This is a genomic window from Leisingera aquaemixtae, assembly GCF_001458395.1.
GTDB classification, from domain to species: domain Bacteria; phylum Pseudomonadota; class Alphaproteobacteria; order Rhodobacterales; family Rhodobacteraceae; genus Leisingera; species Leisingera aquaemixtae.
The window spans coordinates 396,308-414,820 of sequence record NZ_CYSR01000021.1 but is presented as its reverse complement, the minus strand read 5'-3'; the positions used below and the strand labels follow the sequence as shown (position 1 = coordinate 414,820).

The following is an 18,513-nucleotide window of genomic DNA, read 5'->3' as shown; positions in this document are numbered from 1 at the left end:
CACAGCGTGGACGCAGCTCCCTTGCCCGGCAGCAGCGCCAGACCGGCCGCCGCCGATTTCAGAAATGATCTGCGTTTCATGTGTTGCCGGCCACCAAACCGTAATCGCGCCCGTGACGTTTGACGCTACCCCAGTTGGCTAAACGTCCGGTTACGGCACGCAGGATCGAGCGGATGACCGAAAAATACAGGAGCGGGCGGTACACCAGCCTTTGCAGCGGGAACAGCAGCAGGGACCAGTTGCTTTCGTCCTTGTCGGTGGTGATCGCAATGGCGGCGATCAGCAGCTCCAAGGCCGGCAGCGCCAGAAAGGCCCAGAGGTATTGCATCGTTTGCACTTGCTGGGTGCTGCCAACATCGCCCGTCCAGCCGCCTGCCATGAGGTTGTACATCATAAAGATCACAAACAGGTCAGCGATGGGGGCCAGCAGCGGGAAGACATAGCCGAACACGAACATGTCCGAAATGGACACCAGGCCGATCGGACGCCCCTCGAGGATCGCCCGTTTATGCTTCCAGGCGCTTTGGAACATGCCCAGGGACCAGCGGAGCCGCTGCTTCAGGAGCTGGCCCACATTCTCCGGCACCTCGGTGTAGGCCTTGGCTTTGGGCTCGAACACCACAGTATAGCCCGCCCGGTTCACCTGAATTGTGAGGTCGGTGTCTTCGGTCAGGGTTTCCTCACTGAACAAGCCCGCCTTCTTCAAAGCTTCGACCCGCCAGGCGCCAATGGCGCCGGGGACCACCAGGATACCGTTGATCAGGTCGAAGGCCTTCCGTTCGACGTTCTGGGAGGTCGCATATTCAAAAGCTTGCAGGCGGGTCAGCAGGTTCACGCGGTTGCCTGCGATGATCTTGCCTGCCACCGCGCCGGTTTTCGGGTCTGCGAAATGCCTGACCAGATGGGTGATCGCGTCTTTGCAGACCTGCGTGTCCGCATCGATGCAAACCGCAAATTCTGCGTCGGTGCTTTGGATGGCCCTGTTCAGCGCGCTCCATTTTCCCTGGTTCGGCTGCGAGATGAGGCGCACCTCGCTTTTGTGGCCGAACTTCAGGACCTCAAGCAGCGTGTCATCGGTCGAGCCGTCGTCCACCACGATGATTTCCAGGTTTTTGTAACCGCTCGCCCGGACGCTTTCGACGCATTGGGCAATCACCTTTGCTTCGTTATGGGCAGGGATAACCACGGCAACCTTCGGCTGCCTCTGCAACGGCGTAAACCGTTCGCGGCGGTTCAAAAGCGCCAGGATCAGAATGCCGACCGAGCGGAGAAGGCCGATTGCTAGCACCACCCAGAAAACAACCACGACCGCCTGTTGCGCCATCCAGACCAAGGAGAAAGACACCCGGTCGAAGGCCGGAGAGCCGCCCTGGGCCACGGGCATCAAGGCCGCGCGGTTGGTGCCCAGAAGATCCGCGAGCGTCGTGAACTCATAGCCTTTTGCCCGGAGCGACCGGATAATCGGGCGGACGGCTTCCACGGTCGCGGTGCGGTCCTGGCCGCCATCGTGCAGAAGGATGACATTGCCGTTTCCCTGCTCCACCTCGCCGATCACATAGTTCGCGATCTTCCCGCTGTCCCAGCCTTCCCAGTCTTTGGGGACAATTTCCATACCTGCAATGGTGAACCCGCGGGCTTCGGCAGCCTCCAGCGAGGCGGCACGTTCTGCGCTGATCGGTCCGCCGCGGCGCTGAAACGGCTCGCGGTAGAGCATGGTTTTCCGGCCGGCTGATCCAGCCAGGATCTTGTCCAGAAGCGCAAATTCCAGATCGACACGGGTCTGGGAGATCTGGTCCATTCTCGGATGGGAAAAGCTGTGCGCGCCAATCTCGTGCCCCTCATCAACCATCCGGGCGACCAGGTCGGGAGAATTCATGACACTGGTGCCAACGACGAAGAAGGCGCCGGGCACCTGCTCTTCCTGCAGGATGTCCAGGATCTCCTTGGTGAACCTTTCGTGCGGGCCGTCATCGAAGGTCAGCACGAGCTTGCGCCGTTCGGGCTTGCCGTAAAGCTCGATCGAATACGGCTTGGGCAGCCGGCTGTAGCTCTGGTCCGTGACCAGCCCGGTCTCGGCCTCGAAGGTCACCTGACGGACACCGGCCGATGCGCGCTGGTCGATGCGGATGAAGGCGCCCTGACCCTTGTAATCGACAAAGTTGTTGAGCTCGGCAACGGCAAGTTCAGCTTCCAGAACATCCTTGGCAGCATTCTGATGCTGCAGAACTTTCCAGATGCCGGGGTCCTCCTGGCCGAGCGACCAGACAGCGACATTTGCAATGCCGAGCTCTTTCAGGCGGAGCAGCTGGTTGTGCGCGGATGCGGCATCCAGCATCCAGATCCTGCGCTGCTGCCCCTGTGCGTCACGGTAGCGGCTGAAGCTGTTGGAGGATTTTGCGCTGAAGCGCAGGTCCGCTCCGGCGGCGCTCATTCTCTGCATCGCTTCCGAATAAGACAGCAGCTCCGGTTTCGATGACCCGGAGGTCCACTCAACGGCGAAATTTCCGATCGCGACAACCAGCTTTTTTGCACCGATGGCTTGCACCGCCTCAGCTGCCACATCCTCAATCCAGTTGTACGGGGCAAGCGGGCCAGGCACGGATTCCGCCCAGGGCTCCTGGAAGAGCTTCAGGATAACCTGATCAAACAGACCGGTCAGTTCCGCGTCCTTCCACTCAGCCTGGCTGCCTGCAAGAATGGTGCAGGCTGTCAGCCCGCGAGAGCGGAAGGTATCAGAAAAGCGCGACATCAGCGGCCTAAGGCGCTGGAAGGCGTCGGGGTCCAATCCGGTGAAATCCAGGCACGCCCCCTGGGCGTTCAAGGCGGCCACAGCGCCGGCCATGCCTTCGGCAAGGGCCGGTGCTTGTGCCGCATCAGCGATACTGTCCAGAAAAGCCTCTTCTTTCCTCTTCTCTCCCAGCAGGACTGCCGGCAGAAGCTGCGGACGCACAGCGGCGCCGGACATGTATTCTTCAACAGAAATCCGGGTGTCCTTGCTGATCAGGGACACTGCAGGGCGGTCCTGTTCTTCGACGATGCTGATCCATTCCGGCACAACCACGCCCAGTTGGCCGCAGCTGTCTTCCAGCGACAAAAATGCCCCTTCAGACGACACGGGCACGTGGCCGAAGACCCGCGGGTCCCCTGGGTCTGCCATCGCCGAAAACACGGGCTGTTTGTGTCCTGTTTCGCAGGCGGGCGCAGCCTGAGGGACCGGTGACGCCGACACCAGATGGGTCAGCTCGTGCTGACCGTTGCTGTCCCCGGCTGGATGAACATGACTGCGGTTGTCCCGGTGAAAGGGGTTCAGTTCACGCAGCGCGGACTGCAAGGAGAACGAGCCGTCAAGGAACAGGATCGCCCAGCATAGGACAGCCGTTACCAGGGCGATGACCACAGCCCTGGCCCGGCGCGCCCGGATTCGTTTCGGGTCGTCGAACACTTTGCGGGACGACACGACTGTTTCCAGCCTATCCTGATGAAAGGAAAACCGTTTCACTCAAGCGCCCTCCGAATGCAGCGGCACTGCATTTCGAGAGCTGGCAGGCACACACCTGCTAAGCACAAAACAACACGTTCGTTTGCCACGGTCCCCCGACCCCCAAGCAGGCCAGCACTGCTGTCTGATGTGCGCGAAAACTGTCCCCACAGCGGTTCCGCGCGAAAAAAAAAGCAGAGCAGGCTACATGGCGGCCAATGTCCTGCTTGAAACCGGCTTTGTCAAAATTTCTTCAAATTTTTCCTGAATTTCCCTTGGGGGTGCCGCTTATGGGATAACAATCCCGCGGCCCGCGGGGAATTGTTGAGAAAACCTGATCCAACGAGCCGCTCTCGTGCTTAGCGTTCCGCCCGGACCCGCTAATGCGCGCAGCTGCTGAATGGCTGCTGAGAATCGAAGAAGCCGAGGAAATCCGGGGCTTTGTACGGTCAAAACGCAGGCCGGCCGCCAGGCAAAACGCGGCACGATTCTCAGGCCGCAGGGTCTCCGCTTGCGGTTTGCACACAGAACAGTTCAGAAGTTGGAAACAGTTTTGCCCGTCAGGCCGCTTTGGCCTCGAAAATCTATTCAAATCCGGCCTTCAGGTAGGATTTATTGAAAATCGATTGTTTTTCCCCGGTGCTGTTCTACCGGTATAAGCACGATGAAGTTTACACAGCAGAAAGACACATGCCATGGCTAACGCATTTATCGGCGGTTTAAATGGCGCGCCGACTCTGATCAGACTCCTGGCATTCGAGAATTTCGATGAGACCGCGAGCACTGAAATCGACAGCTTCTCAATCGAGATGACTGCCCTTGATGGCTCTGTTCTGACGCTGACAGGTAACTTCACCAGCACACTCCAAAGTGACTGGGAAATCTATTCACTGTCCTATTCCGACGGTGACACGTCGCTCGTCTCGATTTCGGGTTTCGCACTCCCTTATGCGGAGTATGAGGCGATGAGCGCTCCGCAACTGATGCGGAGACTGTTTTCCGGAGATGACGACATTTCCCTGAACCTTGGCACCGGTCTCGAAATCCGGTCGCTGGGCGGAAGTGATGCTCTCCGTCTTGGCACTGGCAACGACACCGCATGGGGCGGAGCAGGCAACGACACGCTGACAGGCGGGGGCGGCGATGACCGGCTGCTGGGCGGCGGCGGACGGGATCTGCTGCAAGGCGGAGACGGCAGTGATCAACTCATCGCCGGACGCGGGCGTGACAAACTTGCCGGCGGTTCCGGGGACGACACGCTGATTGGGAACAAGGGAAACGACAGGTTATCTGGCGGTGCCGGCAATGACACCCTGCGCGGCGGCGGCGGGCAAGACACCCTGACAGGCGGGCAAAGCGATGACCTGCTTACCGGCGGGGCTGGCGCTGATGTCTTTGTGTTCAGACGGAACGATCACACAGACGTCATTACCGACTTCGAAATCGGCATTGACAAAATTCATGTGAAAAGCGGAGCGTCCGGCATGAATGGTGTGGATTTTGACCAGCAGGGCGAGGATGTGTTCGTCTACTTCGGAAATGTCACAATAACGGTGCAGAACACGACCGTCGAACAGCTCGACGACGGGTCCAGCTTTCTGTTCTGAAGAGACCGTGTCCCGGCAGCGGCCTTGGCTTCCAAGGCAACGGCTTCAGGCAAACCAGCCATCAGGGGCCAGGCACGAAACACGCAAAATTCCAGGGCGGCCTTTGTTGACCGCCTGCTGTTAACCGTAGGAGATTTTACATGAAATTGGCTGCGAAACTCGCCGCAACTGTCCTTCTGGGCGCCCTTCCGTCGCTTGTTCTCGCGGATCCGAAACCTCGCAGCGCCAAGCCCGCCTCTCCGCAACGCATTGCGGGGATCTATGCCGGAAAGACTGACATCTGGGCCGAAGGGTGCGGCGGCGGCATTTACTATGCCCCCAACCAGCAAGCCCGCGCCTGGTGCGGCGAAAACAGTGAAAGCCTGGGCGCCGGGGAATGGACAATCGACCCTCAGGGCCGCGTCTGCCATCAGCTGTCCTGGTACTGGCCGAACGGCGATCAGGCAGGCAAAAGCCTTGGCGAACAGACGTGTATTTCCCATGTCGTTGACCGCTGGGGAACCGTTTGGCGCAGCTGGCCCAATGATCCGGAATGGTGGCCGCTGGCCGGAAAGAATTCCGGAATTAAAAAGTACTCCGGGATGAAAAAGGGGTACAAATTTCAATCCAATGTTTTGGGAGCCCGTTCGAAGCTGGGGTTGTAACAAAAACCTTCCCGGCGGGTTTGAAATGTCTGAGTAACTCGCGTCCGTGCAGAGCGGACAGTGCTGGGTAATTTGACAAGGGAGGGCCGCGAGCGAGCTGCCCGCGACCTGCGCCGCGCCTGTCCCTCGTTCTCAGCGGGAGTCTGAGGGCTGTGCTCTGAGTCCCAGTGCTTTACCGCGGGGCGCTGGAGTTTCCCGGCTGTTTCACGATGACGGGCTGGCGACGCCATCGGGATAATGCCTGGCGATCGGGATGTTATATCCGATCGCGCTGCGTGGTCTGTCCTCGTTGCAGTGCTGCTGCCAATCCTCCAGCTTCCGAACCATCGGACAGCCGCCAGACCGTATTCAGCACGGAAAGCTGAGGTGTCCGTCAGATCAAGTCTGAAGTTTTACACATCATACTTCCTTTGACAGTAGCACTTGCCCAAGTACTTTCGCGTTGACCTCAATCGGGCGGAATTTACACCGAAATCACATGCGGCACGAACCGTGAAAGGTCCTGAGTGATTTCGCGGGGGTCTTCGCGGATGCATAGCCCGCAAGCAGTATCACCAACAATTCAGAATCCGAGCATCGCATTGTCATCACAATAGCGGGCTGGCGGACAATAGGACTAAGTAATACAGCCTTCGCTGCCGTGACCGCCTGGAGTGCTGAGGTCACCTTGATCCGTCATTCAGCCAGAGCCGTCCCTTCTTCGGTTATTTTTCCGGAACCTTTAGCCCCTCTCGCCGCCACGCCCGCTCGATACGTCCGTCACTGACAGACCAACCGGCCTCTCGCAGCAGCGCTGCGATCCTGCGGCAGCCATATCGGCCGTACTGCCGGGCCAGTTCGATCATGTCAGCCACCAATCTATCCGCGTCTGCGCGGCCTTGCGGGATACGCCGCAGAGTGGATCGGTGTTGTCCCAGCACGCGGCAGGCGCGGCGTTTAGAGACGTTGACGGGCTCTGAACCCGGGCGTCAGCTGGGCCCGCGGGGCGGGGCAAACCTTGGGCCGTCCGCAACCAGTTTCAACGCACTGGTTTTACGGCGAATTATTGGCCGCTCCTTGGCCTCTTAGGCCTTCGTTAAGCATATCACCGGACTCTCGTGGGGCATATCCATCGTTGCGAGGGCGCCATGAACGAGGTCATTTCTTCCACACTCCAATCCCCGTCCAAGGGGCTGCGGGAGGTATGGGGCTGGTTCGATGTCAGCCAGGACGACCGGGTCCGGGTGTCCGGCCTGCTGCCTTTGGCCGAACAGAATATCGAGGCGATTTTGGAGGAATTCTACAGCCGGGAGGGCGGGTACGACCGTCCCGGCGGCGATGGCCCTCCGCACGGCATGCAGGACGTCCGCGACGAGCAGCGGCGGCATCTGCTGGAGCTTTTTGAGGCAGGCCTCGACCAGAAATCCTTCCAGGACCGCGTGCGCGCCGGGCTGTTCAATGAAAACTATGGCATCTCACCAAGCTTCTATCTTGGCCTCTATACCTTTGCCATCAACCGGATCTGCGATCTGCTGCGGCAGGAGGCCGAAGACGAAGCCGGCGCCCTGGAGACCGAGAAAGCGCTGCGCAAGGCGGCGGCGTGCCATCAGGCCATGACGATCGAAGCCTTCTCGGCCGCCCGGACCGATGCGATCGAACAGCGCGAACGCCAGCTGAGCGAGCTGCCGACGCCGGTGCTGCGCCTGCAGGCGGGGCTGCTGCTGGTGCCTGTGGTCGGCGTGCTTGACAGCCACCGGTCGCGGCTTCTGACAATGCAGATCCTTGATGCAATCCGGGAGCAGAATGCCCGGGCGGTGGTGCTTGACATTACCGGGGTTGCTGCGGTCGACAGCATGGTTGCCAATCACCTGATACAGACAATGACGGCAACCCGCCTGATGGGCGCGCACTCAGTGCTGACCGGCATCAGCGCCGAGGTGGCGCAATCCCTGGTAAAAATCGGCGTGACCGGCGAGGCGCTGAACCCTGCGGGAGATCTTGAGCGGGGTGTTGAAACCGCGCGCAAGCTTCTGGAGCGCTAGGGTGGGCCGGCGTGTCCCCATCGTAAGCCAGGGCGACCTGCTGATAGCAGCGGTGCAGGAGGAGCTGTCGGATAGCGACATCCAGGAGATGCAGAACCACATCCTGCTTGAGGTTGCGCGCCTGTCGGCAACCAAGGTCATCCTGGATGTCAGCCTGCTGGATGTGATCGACAGCTTCGGCACCAGGATGCTGAGCGATATCGCGGCGTCGGTCTCGCTGCGCGGCGCAAAGATTGCGATAGTGGGCATCCGCCCGGAAATCGCGATGGCAATGGTGCTGCTTGGCCTCAAGCTGGAAAACATACCCACAGCGTTGAATTTGGATCACGGCATCGCCATTCTGCGAGACGGTTCATGAACGCGCCCGCAGCGGATCCCGCTGTGATGCTGCAGCGGGTCTCCTGTGACAGCGACGTGGTGGCGGCACGACAGCTGGCGCGCCGGCTCGCGGATGAGCTGGAGTTCAGCAGGCCGGACCAGGCCCTGATTGCAACTGCCGTATCGGAGCTGGCCCGGAACATCGTGAATTATGCCAAGGAGGGAGAAATCGAGATCTGCACGGCCAGGGCCGGTGCAAAGACCGGTATCAAGGTCACGGCCCGGGACCGGGGGCCTGGACTGGCCAATGTGGAGCTTGCCTTGCAGGACGGCTATTCCACCGGCAACAGCCTGGGCCTCGGGCTGCCGGGAACGCGACGTATCGTTGATGAGTTCGATATCTGCTCGGACCCCGGCCAGGGCCTTGTCGTGACGGTGATAAAATGGCGGTAAGCGCAGACAGCGGCAGCATCGCCTTTGAGACAGGCGGCACCCGGATTGACTGGGCTGCGGCGCAGGCGCCGAAGATGGCGGGCTCTGTTTGCGGCGACGGTTATTTGCTGCGGCGTGCCGGCAGCAGGCTGATGGTGGCTTTGGCGGATGGCGTCGGCAGCGGACAGGGCGCCCAGGCCGCAGCAAACGCCTGCCTGGAGGCGCTTGCGACCGTCTCCGCCAATTCAATTGCGGAGGTGTTTGAAACCGCGCATGAACGTGTCCTGGGCACCCGCGGCGCAGCGCTTGCCGTGGCGCTGATAGACCCTGAACTCGCCGCCGTCGAGTGGGCCGCGGTCGGGGATGTCGAGGGTGTCATCTGCGCACTTCCACCGGATAGTGAAGGCAGCTCGGCAATCCTGCAAAAGGGCGGAACCCTGGGAGTGCAGTTCCCCGGGGTGCTGCCCCAAATCCAGCCGTTCCCGCCCAACCATGTCCTGGTCCTTGCCTCGGATGGGGTTTCGCGGCGGTTCCGCGACGCTCTCCCCACCGCCCGCATCCCCCCGCAGGAGTGGGTCGCCTCCTGTCTTGCCACGTACGGCAAAGACCATGATGACCGCACGGTTCTGGCCCTTTCCCATCAGCGGAGGAGCCCATGACCGGTGTGGACTGGCACCCGGCGAAAGAGACTTTGACGCTGGTGGCGCAGCGGTACCAGACAGCCTTGGCCGCCTATCTCCAAAGCGGAGAAGCTGAGCTTCTGGCAGAGGCGTATGAGACGGCGCGGCTTGCCTTGGAGGCGGGAGTGCCCTTGCCCGACTTCGGGCTGATGCATTTTGCGGGGCTGCGCGACAGCCTGCTGCCCTCGGGCAGCAGCGGCGCATGCCTTGAGCGGGCAGAAGATTTTTTCCTGGAGGGCGTGGCAGTCTATGACATGGCGCTGCGCGGCTATGTCAGCGGCATGGCCGCCCTGAGAAAAGAAATCGCAGAGCGCCGCCGCGTCGAGGAGGAATTGCGCGACATCACCTTCGAACTGGCCCGCCAGCGGGACGAGCTGGACCGGGAAGTCCGCAAGCGCACGAATGAGATCCGCCTGCGCGCGCAAGAGCTGGAAAGCAAGAACCGGCAGCTGGTGCAGGCCAACCAGGACCAGTCGAATTTCACCTATGCGCTGTCCCATGATCTCAAGACACCGATCAACACGCTTTACTGTTTTCTGGGCGTTCTGCTGGAGGATTTTCAGGCGGATTTGAAGCCCGAGGCGCAGGAGCTGATCACGGATCTGATCGGCACTGCCCAGCGGATGCGGCAGCTTGTCGATGACGTGCTGGATTACTCCAACGTTGTCGGTCACCAGTTCACGCCGGAGCGCGTGGACCTGCAGCAGATGGTGCAGCAGATCCTCAAGGACATGGACGCTTTGGCCGCCAGCGCGCAGGCGGAGATCCATGTGGGGGCGTTGCCCGCAGTAATGGGCAGCCCGTTCCAGATACGGGTTTTGCTGGCCAACCTTCTGTCAAATGCCCTGACATACGGGAGCGAAGGGCCGCGGGCAGAGGTCCGGATCGTGTGTGTGCCGGCTGAGACGGCGGGCAAGGTGCGGTTGTCTGTGTCCGACAGCGGGCCTGGCATACCTGAGGACATGCAAGACAGGATTTTTGAGCTGTTCAAGCGCCTGCACCGCTATGAGCAATGCCCCGGGTCGGGAATCGGGCTGGCCCTGTGCAAGCGTGTGGCAGAGGCCCACGGCACGGTGCTTCAGGTCGTTTCGCAGGCCGGGAAAGGCGCGGCTTTCAGCGTCGATCTGGATTTGGAGGAGAAACAGGATGAGTAGCCGTGATAAAGTCGTTTACGTCATTGATGATGACAGGATGGACCGGAAGTTTGCGGAACGCATCATCAACAGATCGCAGATGTTCGAAAATCTGGAGCTGTTCGACGGGCCTTTGGCGGCAATGCAATTCATCCAAGACGGCGGGCGGCCGCCGGAACTCATTTTCCTGGACATCAACATGCCGCCGATCAGCGGCTTCGAGTTTCTGGAAAGATACGCCGATCAGATCCAGGCCATGGACCCGGTGCCTGTGGTGGTGATTGTCAGCACCACGGTCAATCCGGCGGATCTGGAGCGTGCGGCCAAGTTTCCCCTGGTCAAGAAATTCCTGTGCAAACCCTTGTCACCGGACCACCTGGCCGAAGCGGCGTCGCTTCTGCACTGATGTGCCGCGGCCCTTACAGCCGTCAAGGCCGGCAGCGGTCCCCGCAGCCGCTGCGGCACGCGGCGGTTCTGGGCGGGAGCGGGCGTGGTGAGACTGCAACGCATGCTCGCTTGGGGCAGCGGCGGAGCGCTCGGTGCCGCGAAGAAGGGCACGGCAAGCGGCTGCATCTGCCCGAACTGTTCCAAATGGACGCGCGGTGACGGAAATTTTTCACTTGAACGGCGGTTCCGGCCGCTGGCGGCGGGGCACAGGGCGGCAGCCGGGGCCCGCACCGGGGCATAGCCGTTTGACCCCGGCGACGGTGCTGCTATTGGTTTCGCCGGATCCGGCAATGAAAGTAACAGCACATGAGCACCGGCAGTCAGCACCAGAGCGCGGGCACGCCGCCCGCCGGCCCGAACGGGCCACAGGCGCCGCTGCTGCGCAGGCGGTTTGACGATGGCCTGGCCGCCGGCAGCCCGTTTGCGAAATGGGCCGCGGTCTGGAAAAAGATGCTGCTGGTGCAGGACGGCTCCGCCACGCTGATTTGCGAGACGCTTGCGGACGGGCCGGTGCAGCTGGATGTTCTGCACCAGAAGGTCACCGCGGACGTTCCCGCCGGGGTCAGGGCGCATTTGCCGGGCACGTCCTTTATCGAACGCCAGGTCTGCATGTCGCACCGCGGCGAGGTGATGATGGACAACCTGACCTATGTCGCGCTGGAGCAGCTCGACCCGGAGGTGCAGCGGCATTTGGAACAGGGGCTGTCGCCGATCGGGTATATCTTTGACATCAAGCTGACCCGCAAACGGCCGGTGCCGTGCCCGGAGGGGGTGCTGTCCCGGCTGTGGCAGCGCTGCGGCGTGCCCGATCCGGAGGCGGCCAGGACGTATGTCCTGGAAATCGAAAACACCTCCTGCATGCTGATCACCGAAACCTACCGCTCGGGCATGCTGCAGGGGCTGCCGCTGGCCGGGCCGGGCGCGCAGCCCGCCTGACGGGACCGCCGATGCGCCGCCTGCCTGGCCGGCGCGCGCCTTCGTCCGGCCGGGGTCCGTTACATCGCTTGCGACACCTGCCGCGCAAGCTCCGCCAGCGCGCGCGACAGGGCGTCTGCGGCGGCTGCGGGGCCGGTGCCATTGACGGGCGCCAGAATATCGAACGGTTTGACGAATTCGCGCACGGTGCCTTCGGGCGAGGAGACCGCAAACTGGCCGGTCAGCGCGAATACCCCGTCGGCGCGCGCATAGGCCTGATCGACCCGCACATCCAGCCGCACGTCCGGGCCGGTGTTCAGCGGCCAGGGCTCCATCGCGGCGGCGGCGCCGGTGCGCTGGTTCAGCCCGCGCGCCAGGGCTGCGGTCATGCCGCGGGCAGGGTCATCCGCCCATTGCGCCCCGCCAAGGGCAAACAGCGCGCCGCCGTCGCCCTCGGCAACGATTTCCGACGCCGCGGCATAGGAGGGCAGCGAGACCAGCCGCACCTCGATCGTACGGGAGCGCAGGTTCGCCACTTTTTCGCCCGGCGCTGCGGAGATCAGGTAGCGGGCCTCGTTGGAGGGGCCGCAGGCCGCAAGCAGGGCAAGGGGGGCCATCAAAGTCAGGGCTTTCAACATTTTATTTTCCAAACAGCAGGGAATTCGGATCGCGTTCAATCTTGCGGGCCAGCTGCGAGACCGCGCGGGCGGCTGTCTTGACCTCGCGCAGGGCGTCCAGCGTCTCGGAGTTGAAGCTGGAGCGGGCGCCGTAGGAGGCGATCAGCGCCTCGGACTGGGCGACCAGCCGCTCCAGCCGGGCAGACAGGGCCGGCAGGCCTTCGGCGGCAGCGGCCACCGCATCGGCGGCGCCGCGGGCCGAGGCCATGGTGGCATTGGCATTGTCCACCAGCCCGCCCTGGCGCAGCGCCTCCAGGGTGCGGCGCACCTCATCCAGTGCGCCGGTCAGGGCAGGGGGCAGATCGCGGGCCTCCTCGGTGCCGATCAGTGCATCGGCGCTGTTCATCAGCCGGCTGGCGGAGCGGATCAGCTCTTCGGCTTCCAGGGAATTGGCCTTGGCCGCCAGGGCGCGGAAGTCGCTGACCAGGGCAGGAAGCTCATCCGATGCGGCAGCGAAACTGGCGGCGGCCTGGCTGCCTTGCTCCAGTGCGGCGCTCAGATTGGCGACCGCATTGCCCTGCTGCACCTCCGTCAGGATGGCGCGCAGCTCCGCCACGGCGGCGTTCAGCTCAGCCGGCAGGGCGCGGGTGCCGGGGGCCGCGACCAGCGCGCGGGTGTCTTCCAGCAGCGCCACCGCGGCGGCGGGAACCTCGCGGGTGCTGTCGGCAGAGGCCAGGTCTTCGATGCTGGCCAGGGTGGCGATGGCCTGGGCCATCAGCTCCTCAACGGGCAGTTCGCTGATGCGCTCCATCGCGCCTTCCGCCGTGGCGGTGAAATCGGGCAGGTCGGAGGGCGCGCTGGGCAGCTCGGGGAAGGGTTCTGCGCTGCGGTCGAACCGCGCCGGAGCGGCTTCATCCAGGGTGACCAGTTCAACAATCAGTTCCGAACTCAGCAGCCCGGCCGCGGCCAGCCGGGCCCGCAACCCGCCTTCGACCGCCTGTTCCAGGAAATCCAGGACCTCAGTTTCTCCGGCGCCGGGGGGAAGCCCCATCAGCGAAGGCTGAAGAAGCAGTTTGGCAATCAGCCGCACCTCGGGTTCGTCGCTCTGGTTCTGGATGGCGGCGTTCAGGGTGCTGACTTCGCCGACCTTGACGCCGCCCAGCCTGACCGCGGCGCCGCTGGCAAGCCCGGCCACCGACTCGTCAAAGGCGACAGCCACCGATACGCCTTCCGACTGCGAGCGCGCAAAAGCGGTGCGGCGGGCGGCGGCCTCGTCCTCGTGAATGTCGAACACCGTGTCCTTGCCCACGGGTTTGCCGCCGTCGAAAACGGTGTCGAATTCGATGCCGCCGGCCACCAGCGAGGCGATGCTGTCCACGTCCAGCGACAGCCCGCTGGCACCGAAGGAGACTGAAAAGCCAGAGGTGTCCCAGAACCGGGTGGCGGAGTTGATGCGGCGGTCATGCGGGGCGTCGATGAAAGCATCGACAACAACGCTGTCGCCGCTGGACGTCAGGCGCGGCTGCTCCAGCCGGCCGACCTCGACGCCGCGAAACAGCACCGGCGCGCCTTCCGAGATCATGCTGCCACTAGGGGTGCGCAGGGTGATGCGCCGCCCGTCCCGGCCCGGCTGCACCAGCGGCGGCCCGTCGGCGCCCTCAAAGCGTGTGGCGGCCACGCCGGGTTCCTGATCCCAGGTGCCTTCGATATAGACACCGGAGAGCACGGTGCTGAGGCCGGAAATGCCGCGCGTGCTGACCTCCGGGCGGACCACCCAAAAGGCGGCGTCCTGATCCAAGTAGGGGGCAATCTTCTTGTCGATGCGGGCCCAGACGGTGACCTTGCTCAGGTCTTCGGTAAAGCCGAGCTCCTCCACCTGACCGATCGCCACATCGCGGTAGCGCACCGCGGTCTCGTTGGCCACAACGCCGGAGGCGTTCTCGAAAGTGATGCGGATCAGAACTCCCCGGCTGGAGTATGCCTGCCACGCAACGCCCAGCGACACCGCCAGCGCCGCCAGCGGCACCAGCCAGACCAGCGAGAGGTTGCGCCACGGCGACGGGCGCTGCGCGGAGACTTTCATCGTGGCGGGTTCAGGCGTGCTCATTCATACTCTCGCTTTTCCGCGTTCCAGATCAGCCGCGGATCAAAACTTTGGGCTGCCAGCATGGTGAAGGCAACCGACAATGCAAAACTGACCGCGGCAATCCCCGGGGTGACGGCAGCGGCAAAATCCAGCTGAACCAGGGCGGTCAGGATCGCCACGACAAAAACATCAATCATCGACCAGCGGCCGATAAATTCAACAACCTCATAAAGCACCAGCCGGTCGTGGCTGCCAAGGGTTGCGGGCCTGCGGACCGAGACTGCCAGATAGCCGATGGCCAGGAACTTGGCGACCGGGATCACGATGCTGGCAAAGAATACGATGAAGGCGACCCCATAGGAGCCATGGCTGAACAACTCCGCAATGCCGCCGACCAGCGTATTCTCGGAAGCGCGGCCAAACGTGGTGGTGCGCAGCATCGGGTAGATATTGGCGGGGACATAGGCAATCAGCCCCGCCGCCAGCCAGGCCCAGACCCGCTGCAGGCTGTAAGCGGAGGGCGGGGTCAGCGCGCTGCGGCAGCTGTAACAGGTCTGCGCGCCGCCTGGGTTGACGGCGCCGCAGGTGCGGCAGCCGGTCAGCCCGGCCTCGGCTGCGGTCAGGAACCGCGGCGGGTCTTCAGGGTTTTCCATACGGTCAGCCTGCAAATGGAACTGTCGGTCAGGATGGTCACCACCAAAAGCGCCGCGAAGGCCCAGAAGGCAGGCCCCAGCCCGACCCGGGCGAGGCCGGACACTTTGACCAGGGCGACCGCGACGCCGATGATGAAGATCTCAGCCATCGCCCAGGGCTTCAGCCGCTCTGCCCAGCGGTAGACGGCGGCCGCATGCGGGGCAGGGTGCCAGCCCAGGGCCATCGGTGCCAGGGTATAGACCAGGGCGCCATAGCGGGCAGCGGGCAGCAGCACGATCAGCAGGCCTGTGGCCAGCGATAGCGGCGCCATCGGTCCGCGGGAAAACGCCAGCACCGCATCCAGCACCGAGGCCCGGTGCGACAGCCCCTGGGCCTGCAGTTCCAGAAACGGGAAGCCGGCCGCAGCCGCCAGCAGGATCAGCGCCGTCAGGGACAGCATCGCAATCCGGGTCATCGCCCCCGATTTGGGCGCCGCCAGCACCGTGCCGCAGCGGGCGCACCTGGCGACGGTGTGCTTGGCCACCTCCTGGTCGCGGTGCAGCACGTCACAGGCAGGGCAGGCGATCAGCTGTTCCGGGTCCATGTTATCCTTGTCCGTTCAAGCCGCCGGCCGCAGCGCGGCACTCAGTCTGCCGCAGCCTGCTGCGCCGGTATCTCCTTGCCCGCCGGCAGCTAACGAAGGCGTTGGCATTCATAACCACAAAGGAACCGTCCGCAACAATCAAAACTTGCCTCTTTTCCTGGAAATGCGCGCAGGAATTTTTAATTGCATCCTTGCACCGCCTGCGCCGGCCGCAGCTTGCGCGGGAGCCTGCAGCGTCCGCAGGTCTTGCCGCCGCAAGCACGCCCGCGAAGCCCGGCCAGGATGACGGCGGCGCAGGCCAAGGTGACCATCTGCAGGGTCCAATGATTTTTTTTACCTATAGGCAAGACACTAGCCTGGCTGTACTGGGGCGGCAACCCAGCCGCGCCCGGCGGCCCGGCAGCAGGACATTTGAAAACAGATACGGCACCTTATAGGCTCAAAGCAGATAATCGATCCCCATTGGCGATGAGGCCCGTCCGCCGGACACCAATACCGGCGGACGGGTCAGCAGAACTTGTCAGAAAATCCCTGCGGTGCAGGGGCGAAACCCATTCAACCGCCGCCTGCGCCAGCCGCGCCGCTGCTGCGCGGCAACCTGAAAAGGACACCACGTGAAAATTGCCATGCTTGCCCGCAATGCCAACCTGTACACCCACAAGCGCCTCAAGGCCGCAGCAGAGGAGCGCGGGCATCAGCTCGACATCATCGACACGCTGCGCTGCTACATGAATATCGCGACCCGCCGCCCGGAAATCTTTTACAACGGCGAGCAGCTGAAGGGGTATGACGCCGTGATCCCGCGGATCGGCGCCTCGGTCACCTTCTATGGCACGGCAGTGCTGCGGCAGTTCGAAATGATGGGGGTCTACCCGCTGAACGAAAGCGTCGCCATCGGGCGGTCGCGGGACAAGCTGCGCTCGATGCAGCTGCTGGCGCGCGACGGTGTCGGCCTGCCGGTCACCACCTTTGCCCATGACCCCAAGCAGACTGAAGAAGTGCTGAAACTCGCCGGCGGCGCGCCGATCGTGATCAAGCTGCTGGAAGGCACCCAGGGCATCGGCGTGGTTCTGGCCGACACCGACCGGTCGGCCAAGTCGGTCGTCGAGGCGTTCCGCGGCGCCGGCGTCAATATCCTGATGCAGGAGTTCATCAAGGAGGCCGGCGGCACCGACATCCGCGCGATCGTGATTGGCGGCAAGGTCGTGGCCGCGATGAAGCGCACCGGGGCCGAGGGCGATTTCCGCTCCAACCTGCACCGCGGCGGGTCGGCTCAGGTTGTGAAACTGACGCCGGAAGAACGCGCCACCGCCGTGCGCGCTGCAAAGACCATGGGCCTGAACGCCTGCGGCGTTGACATGCTGCGGGCCAACCATGGCGCGGTGGTGATGGAAGTGAACTCCTCCCCCGGCCTGGAAGGGGTGGAAAAGGCCACCGGCCTGGATATCGCCGGCAAGATGATCGAATTCCTGGAAAAGAACGCCAAGGCAGGTGCCACCAAAACCAAGGGCAAGGGATGACGGCATGAAGGGGCGGCAGCATTTTGCCATCGGCCATGCCAGGGTGGCGCCGGGCTCGCGGCTGACGGTTGACCTGCCGGTCAGCGTCCTGTCCGATCACACGCCGGTCACCATGTCGGCGCATGTGGTGCATGGCCGCCAGGACGGGCCGACGGTCTTTGTCAGCGGCGGCGTGCATGGCGACGAGGTGATCGGGGTGGAGATCATCCGGCGGCTGCTGCGGGCGCCGAACCTGACGACGCTCAAGGGCACGCTGATTGCGGTGCCGATCGTCAATGCCTTCGGCTTCATCAACCACTCCCGCTACCTGCCCGACAGGCGCGACCTGAACCGGGCGTTTCCCGGCAGCGAGCACGGCTCGCTGGCCTCGCGCCTGGCGCATCTGTTCATGGCAGAGGTGGTCGCCCGCTCGGATCTGGGGATCGACTTGCATTCGGCGGCGGTCCACCGGACCAATTACCCGCAGATCCGCATCTCGCCCGACAACCCGAAAACCCGGGAGCTTGCCGGGGTATTCGGCGCGCCCATTGTGATGCAGTCGCCGCTGCGCGACGGCTCTTTGCGCGGTGCGGCCAAGGAGATCGGCAAGGACATCCTACTGTTTGAGGCGGGCGAGGGGCTGCGCTTTGACGAGCTGTCGATCCGGGCCGGGCTGGCCGGCATCCTGCGGGTGCTGCGGCACATGGGGATGGTCCCGGCCAAGGGCATTTCCAAACCCAAATCGCAGCCGCAGTTCTGCGCTTCCAGCAAATGGCTGCGGGCGCCGATGGGCGGGCTTCTGAGGGTCTACAGGAACGACGGGGAACTGGTCCGGCAAGGGGAGCTGATGGGATCGGTATCGGACCCTTTCGGCGAGCAGGACGAGGAAATCCTGGCCCCCTTCGACGGGCTGATTGTCGGCCGCGCGGTAATGCCCGTCGTGAACGAGGGCGATGCAGTGTTCCATCTGGGAAGGGTCCCCTCCGTCACAAAGGCAGAGGATTCGGTCGAGGATATCAGCGCCCAGCTGGAGGATGATCCGATGTTTGACGAGGATGAGATCCTGTAACCCGCCCCGGCAGGGGGGGGCGCCTCCCGCGCAGGTTTTCCCTGCCAGCGGCAACTTTTTCTTGCCGCAAGCAGGGCGATGCGCTACGCGCGCTTAACCGGTCCCGCAAGGGCTAAGAGGGAATCCGCGGTGCCTGCCGGGCGCCAACCGGAACTGCCCCCGCAACTGTAGGCGGCGAGTGCTGTGCCATCGCGTCACTGGACCCCAGCGGTCCGGGAAGACGGCCCAGACGATGACCCGCCAGTCAGGAGACCTGCCGGTAAAAACCGAAGCACACCGGGCGGGGTTGTCCGGGGAGGTTGCCGACAGGATGCGCCGCCGCGATCAGGC

The 18,513-nt window shown here is 63.3% G+C and carries 17 protein-coding genes, 1 pseudogene and 1 riboswitch; of the genes and pseudogenes, 11 read left to right on the top strand and 7 right to left on the bottom strand.

Going from position 1 to position 18,513, the window contains the following annotated elements:
* Positions 1–76 precede the first annotated feature (76 nt).
* A complete protein-coding gene (locus PHA8399_RS10515; protein ID WP_244270192.1) occupies positions 77–3,457 on the bottom strand; it encodes a trifunctional glycoside hydrolase family 18/polysaccharide deacetylase/glycosyltransferase family 2 protein in 3,381 nt (1,126 codons plus the stop codon).
* Positions 3,458–4,173: 716 nt separating this feature from the next.
* Between PHA8399_RS10515 and PHA8399_RS10510 the strand changes: the two genes are divergently transcribed.
* Both PHA8399_RS10510 and PHA8399_RS10505 read left to right on the top strand, forming a co-directional pair.
* Positions 4,174–5,085 (top strand): calcium-binding protein, encoded by a 912-nt coding sequence (locus PHA8399_RS10510; RefSeq protein ID WP_058286090.1) that lies wholly within the window; start codon positions 4,174–4,176, stop codon positions 5,083–5,085.
* A 140-nt stretch (positions 5,086–5,225) separates the two neighbouring features.
* Entirely contained in the window at positions 5,226–5,729 is a 504-nt protein-coding gene (locus PHA8399_RS10505) for a DUF995 domain-containing protein (protein WP_058286089.1), read from the top strand.
* Positions 5,730–6,192: 463 nt separating this feature from the next.
* Here PHA8399_RS10505 and PHA8399_RS22790 read toward each other — a convergent pair whose 3' ends face one another.
* Positions 6,193–6,291 carry a glutathionylspermidine synthase family protein gene (locus tag PHA8399_RS22790; RefSeq protein ID WP_280137379.1) on the bottom strand — a complete coding sequence of 33 codons (99 nt, stop codon included), beginning with the start codon at positions 6,289–6,291 and terminating at the stop codon, positions 6,193–6,195.
* A 145-nt stretch (positions 6,292–6,436) separates the two neighbouring features.
* Positions 6,437–6,676: pseudogene (locus PHA8399_RS21965) on the bottom strand (IS3 family transposase); the annotation flags it as partial.
* A gap of 180 nt (positions 6,677–6,856) precedes the next feature.
* Here PHA8399_RS21965 and PHA8399_RS10500 point away from each other — a divergent pair.
* The 7 genes from PHA8399_RS10500 (at position 6,857) to PHA8399_RS10470 (ending at position 11,696) form a co-directional block, all read left to right on the top strand.
* Positions 6,857–7,750 carry an STAS domain-containing protein gene (locus PHA8399_RS10500; protein WP_058286088.1) on the top strand — a complete coding sequence of 298 codons (894 nt, stop codon included), beginning with the start codon at positions 6,857–6,859 and terminating at the stop codon, positions 7,748–7,750.
* 1 nt (position 7,751) lies between these two features.
* Positions 7,752–8,108, top strand: coding sequence for an STAS domain-containing protein (locus PHA8399_RS10495; protein WP_058286087.1), 357 nt, complete (start codon positions 7,752–7,754; stop codon positions 8,106–8,108).
* A complete protein-coding gene (locus tag PHA8399_RS10490; protein WP_082649516.1) occupies positions 8,105–8,521 on the top strand; it encodes an anti-sigma regulatory factor in 417 nt (138 codons plus the stop codon). The genes PHA8399_RS10495 and PHA8399_RS10490 overlap by 4 nt, the downstream gene beginning before the upstream one ends.
* Entirely contained in the window at positions 8,512–9,159 is a 648-nt protein-coding gene (locus tag PHA8399_RS10485) for a SpoIIE family protein phosphatase (RefSeq protein WP_058286086.1), read from the top strand. The genes PHA8399_RS10490 and PHA8399_RS10485 overlap by 10 nt, the downstream gene beginning before the upstream one ends.
* Positions 9,156–10,334, top strand: coding sequence for a sensor histidine kinase (locus tag PHA8399_RS10480; RefSeq protein WP_058286085.1), 1,179 nt, complete (start codon positions 9,156–9,158; stop codon positions 10,332–10,334). The genes PHA8399_RS10485 and PHA8399_RS10480 overlap by 4 nt, the downstream gene beginning before the upstream one ends.
* On the top strand, positions 10,327–10,719 hold the full coding sequence (locus tag PHA8399_RS10475; protein WP_082649515.1) for a response regulator: 393 nt from the start codon (positions 10,327–10,329) through the stop codon (positions 10,717–10,719). The genes PHA8399_RS10480 and PHA8399_RS10475 overlap by 8 nt, the downstream gene beginning before the upstream one ends.
* A 347-nt stretch (positions 10,720–11,066) precedes the next feature.
* Positions 11,067–11,696 (top strand): chorismate--pyruvate lyase family protein, encoded by a 630-nt coding sequence (locus PHA8399_RS10470; protein WP_058286083.1) that lies wholly within the window; start codon positions 11,067–11,069, stop codon positions 11,694–11,696.
* 59 nt (positions 11,697–11,755) lie between these two features.
* Here PHA8399_RS10470 and PHA8399_RS10465 read toward each other — a convergent pair whose 3' ends face one another.
* From PHA8399_RS10465 to PHA8399_RS10450, 4 genes are read right to left on the bottom strand one after another with little or no spacing between them, the layout of a single operon-like run.
* A complete protein-coding gene (locus tag PHA8399_RS10465) occupies positions 11,756–12,292 on the bottom strand; it encodes a PqiC family protein (RefSeq protein WP_244270191.1) in 537 nt (178 codons plus the stop codon).
* A gap of 22 nt (positions 12,293–12,314) precedes the next feature.
* Positions 12,315–14,399 carry an MlaD family protein gene (locus tag PHA8399_RS10460; protein ID WP_058286081.1) on the bottom strand — a complete coding sequence of 695 codons (2,085 nt, stop codon included), beginning with the start codon at positions 14,397–14,399 and terminating at the stop codon, positions 12,315–12,317.
* Positions 14,396–15,031, bottom strand: coding sequence for a paraquat-inducible protein A (locus PHA8399_RS10455; RefSeq protein ID WP_208856287.1), 636 nt, complete (start codon positions 15,029–15,031; stop codon positions 14,396–14,398). The genes PHA8399_RS10460 and PHA8399_RS10455 overlap by 4 nt, the downstream gene beginning before the upstream one ends.
* Positions 14,998–15,615: a paraquat-inducible protein A gene (locus tag PHA8399_RS10450; protein ID WP_027244487.1), complete on the bottom strand. Its 618-nt coding sequence runs from the start codon at positions 15,613–15,615 to the stop codon at positions 14,998–15,000. Before PHA8399_RS10450 ends, PHA8399_RS10455 begins: the two co-directional genes overlap by 34 nt.
* 614 nt (positions 15,616–16,229) lie before the next feature.
* On the opposite strand from PHA8399_RS10450, the gene rimK reads away from it, so the two are divergent.
* The gene (gene rimK, locus PHA8399_RS10445) at positions 16,230–17,135 is read left to right on the top strand and encodes a 30S ribosomal protein S6--L-glutamate ligase (RefSeq protein ID WP_058286080.1); all 906 of its coding nucleotides are present in this window, start codon (positions 16,230–16,232) and stop codon (positions 17,133–17,135) included.
* A gap of 4 nt (positions 17,136–17,139) precedes the next feature.
* Positions 17,140–18,183: a succinylglutamate desuccinylase/aspartoacylase family protein gene (locus tag PHA8399_RS10440; RefSeq protein ID WP_058286079.1), complete on the top strand. Its 1,044-nt coding sequence runs from the start codon at positions 17,140–17,142 to the stop codon at positions 18,181–18,183.
* An 81-nt stretch (positions 18,184–18,264) separates the two neighbouring features.
* Positions 18,265–18,458, top strand: a riboswitch (cobalamin riboswitch).
* Positions 18,459–18,513 lie beyond the last annotated feature (55 nt).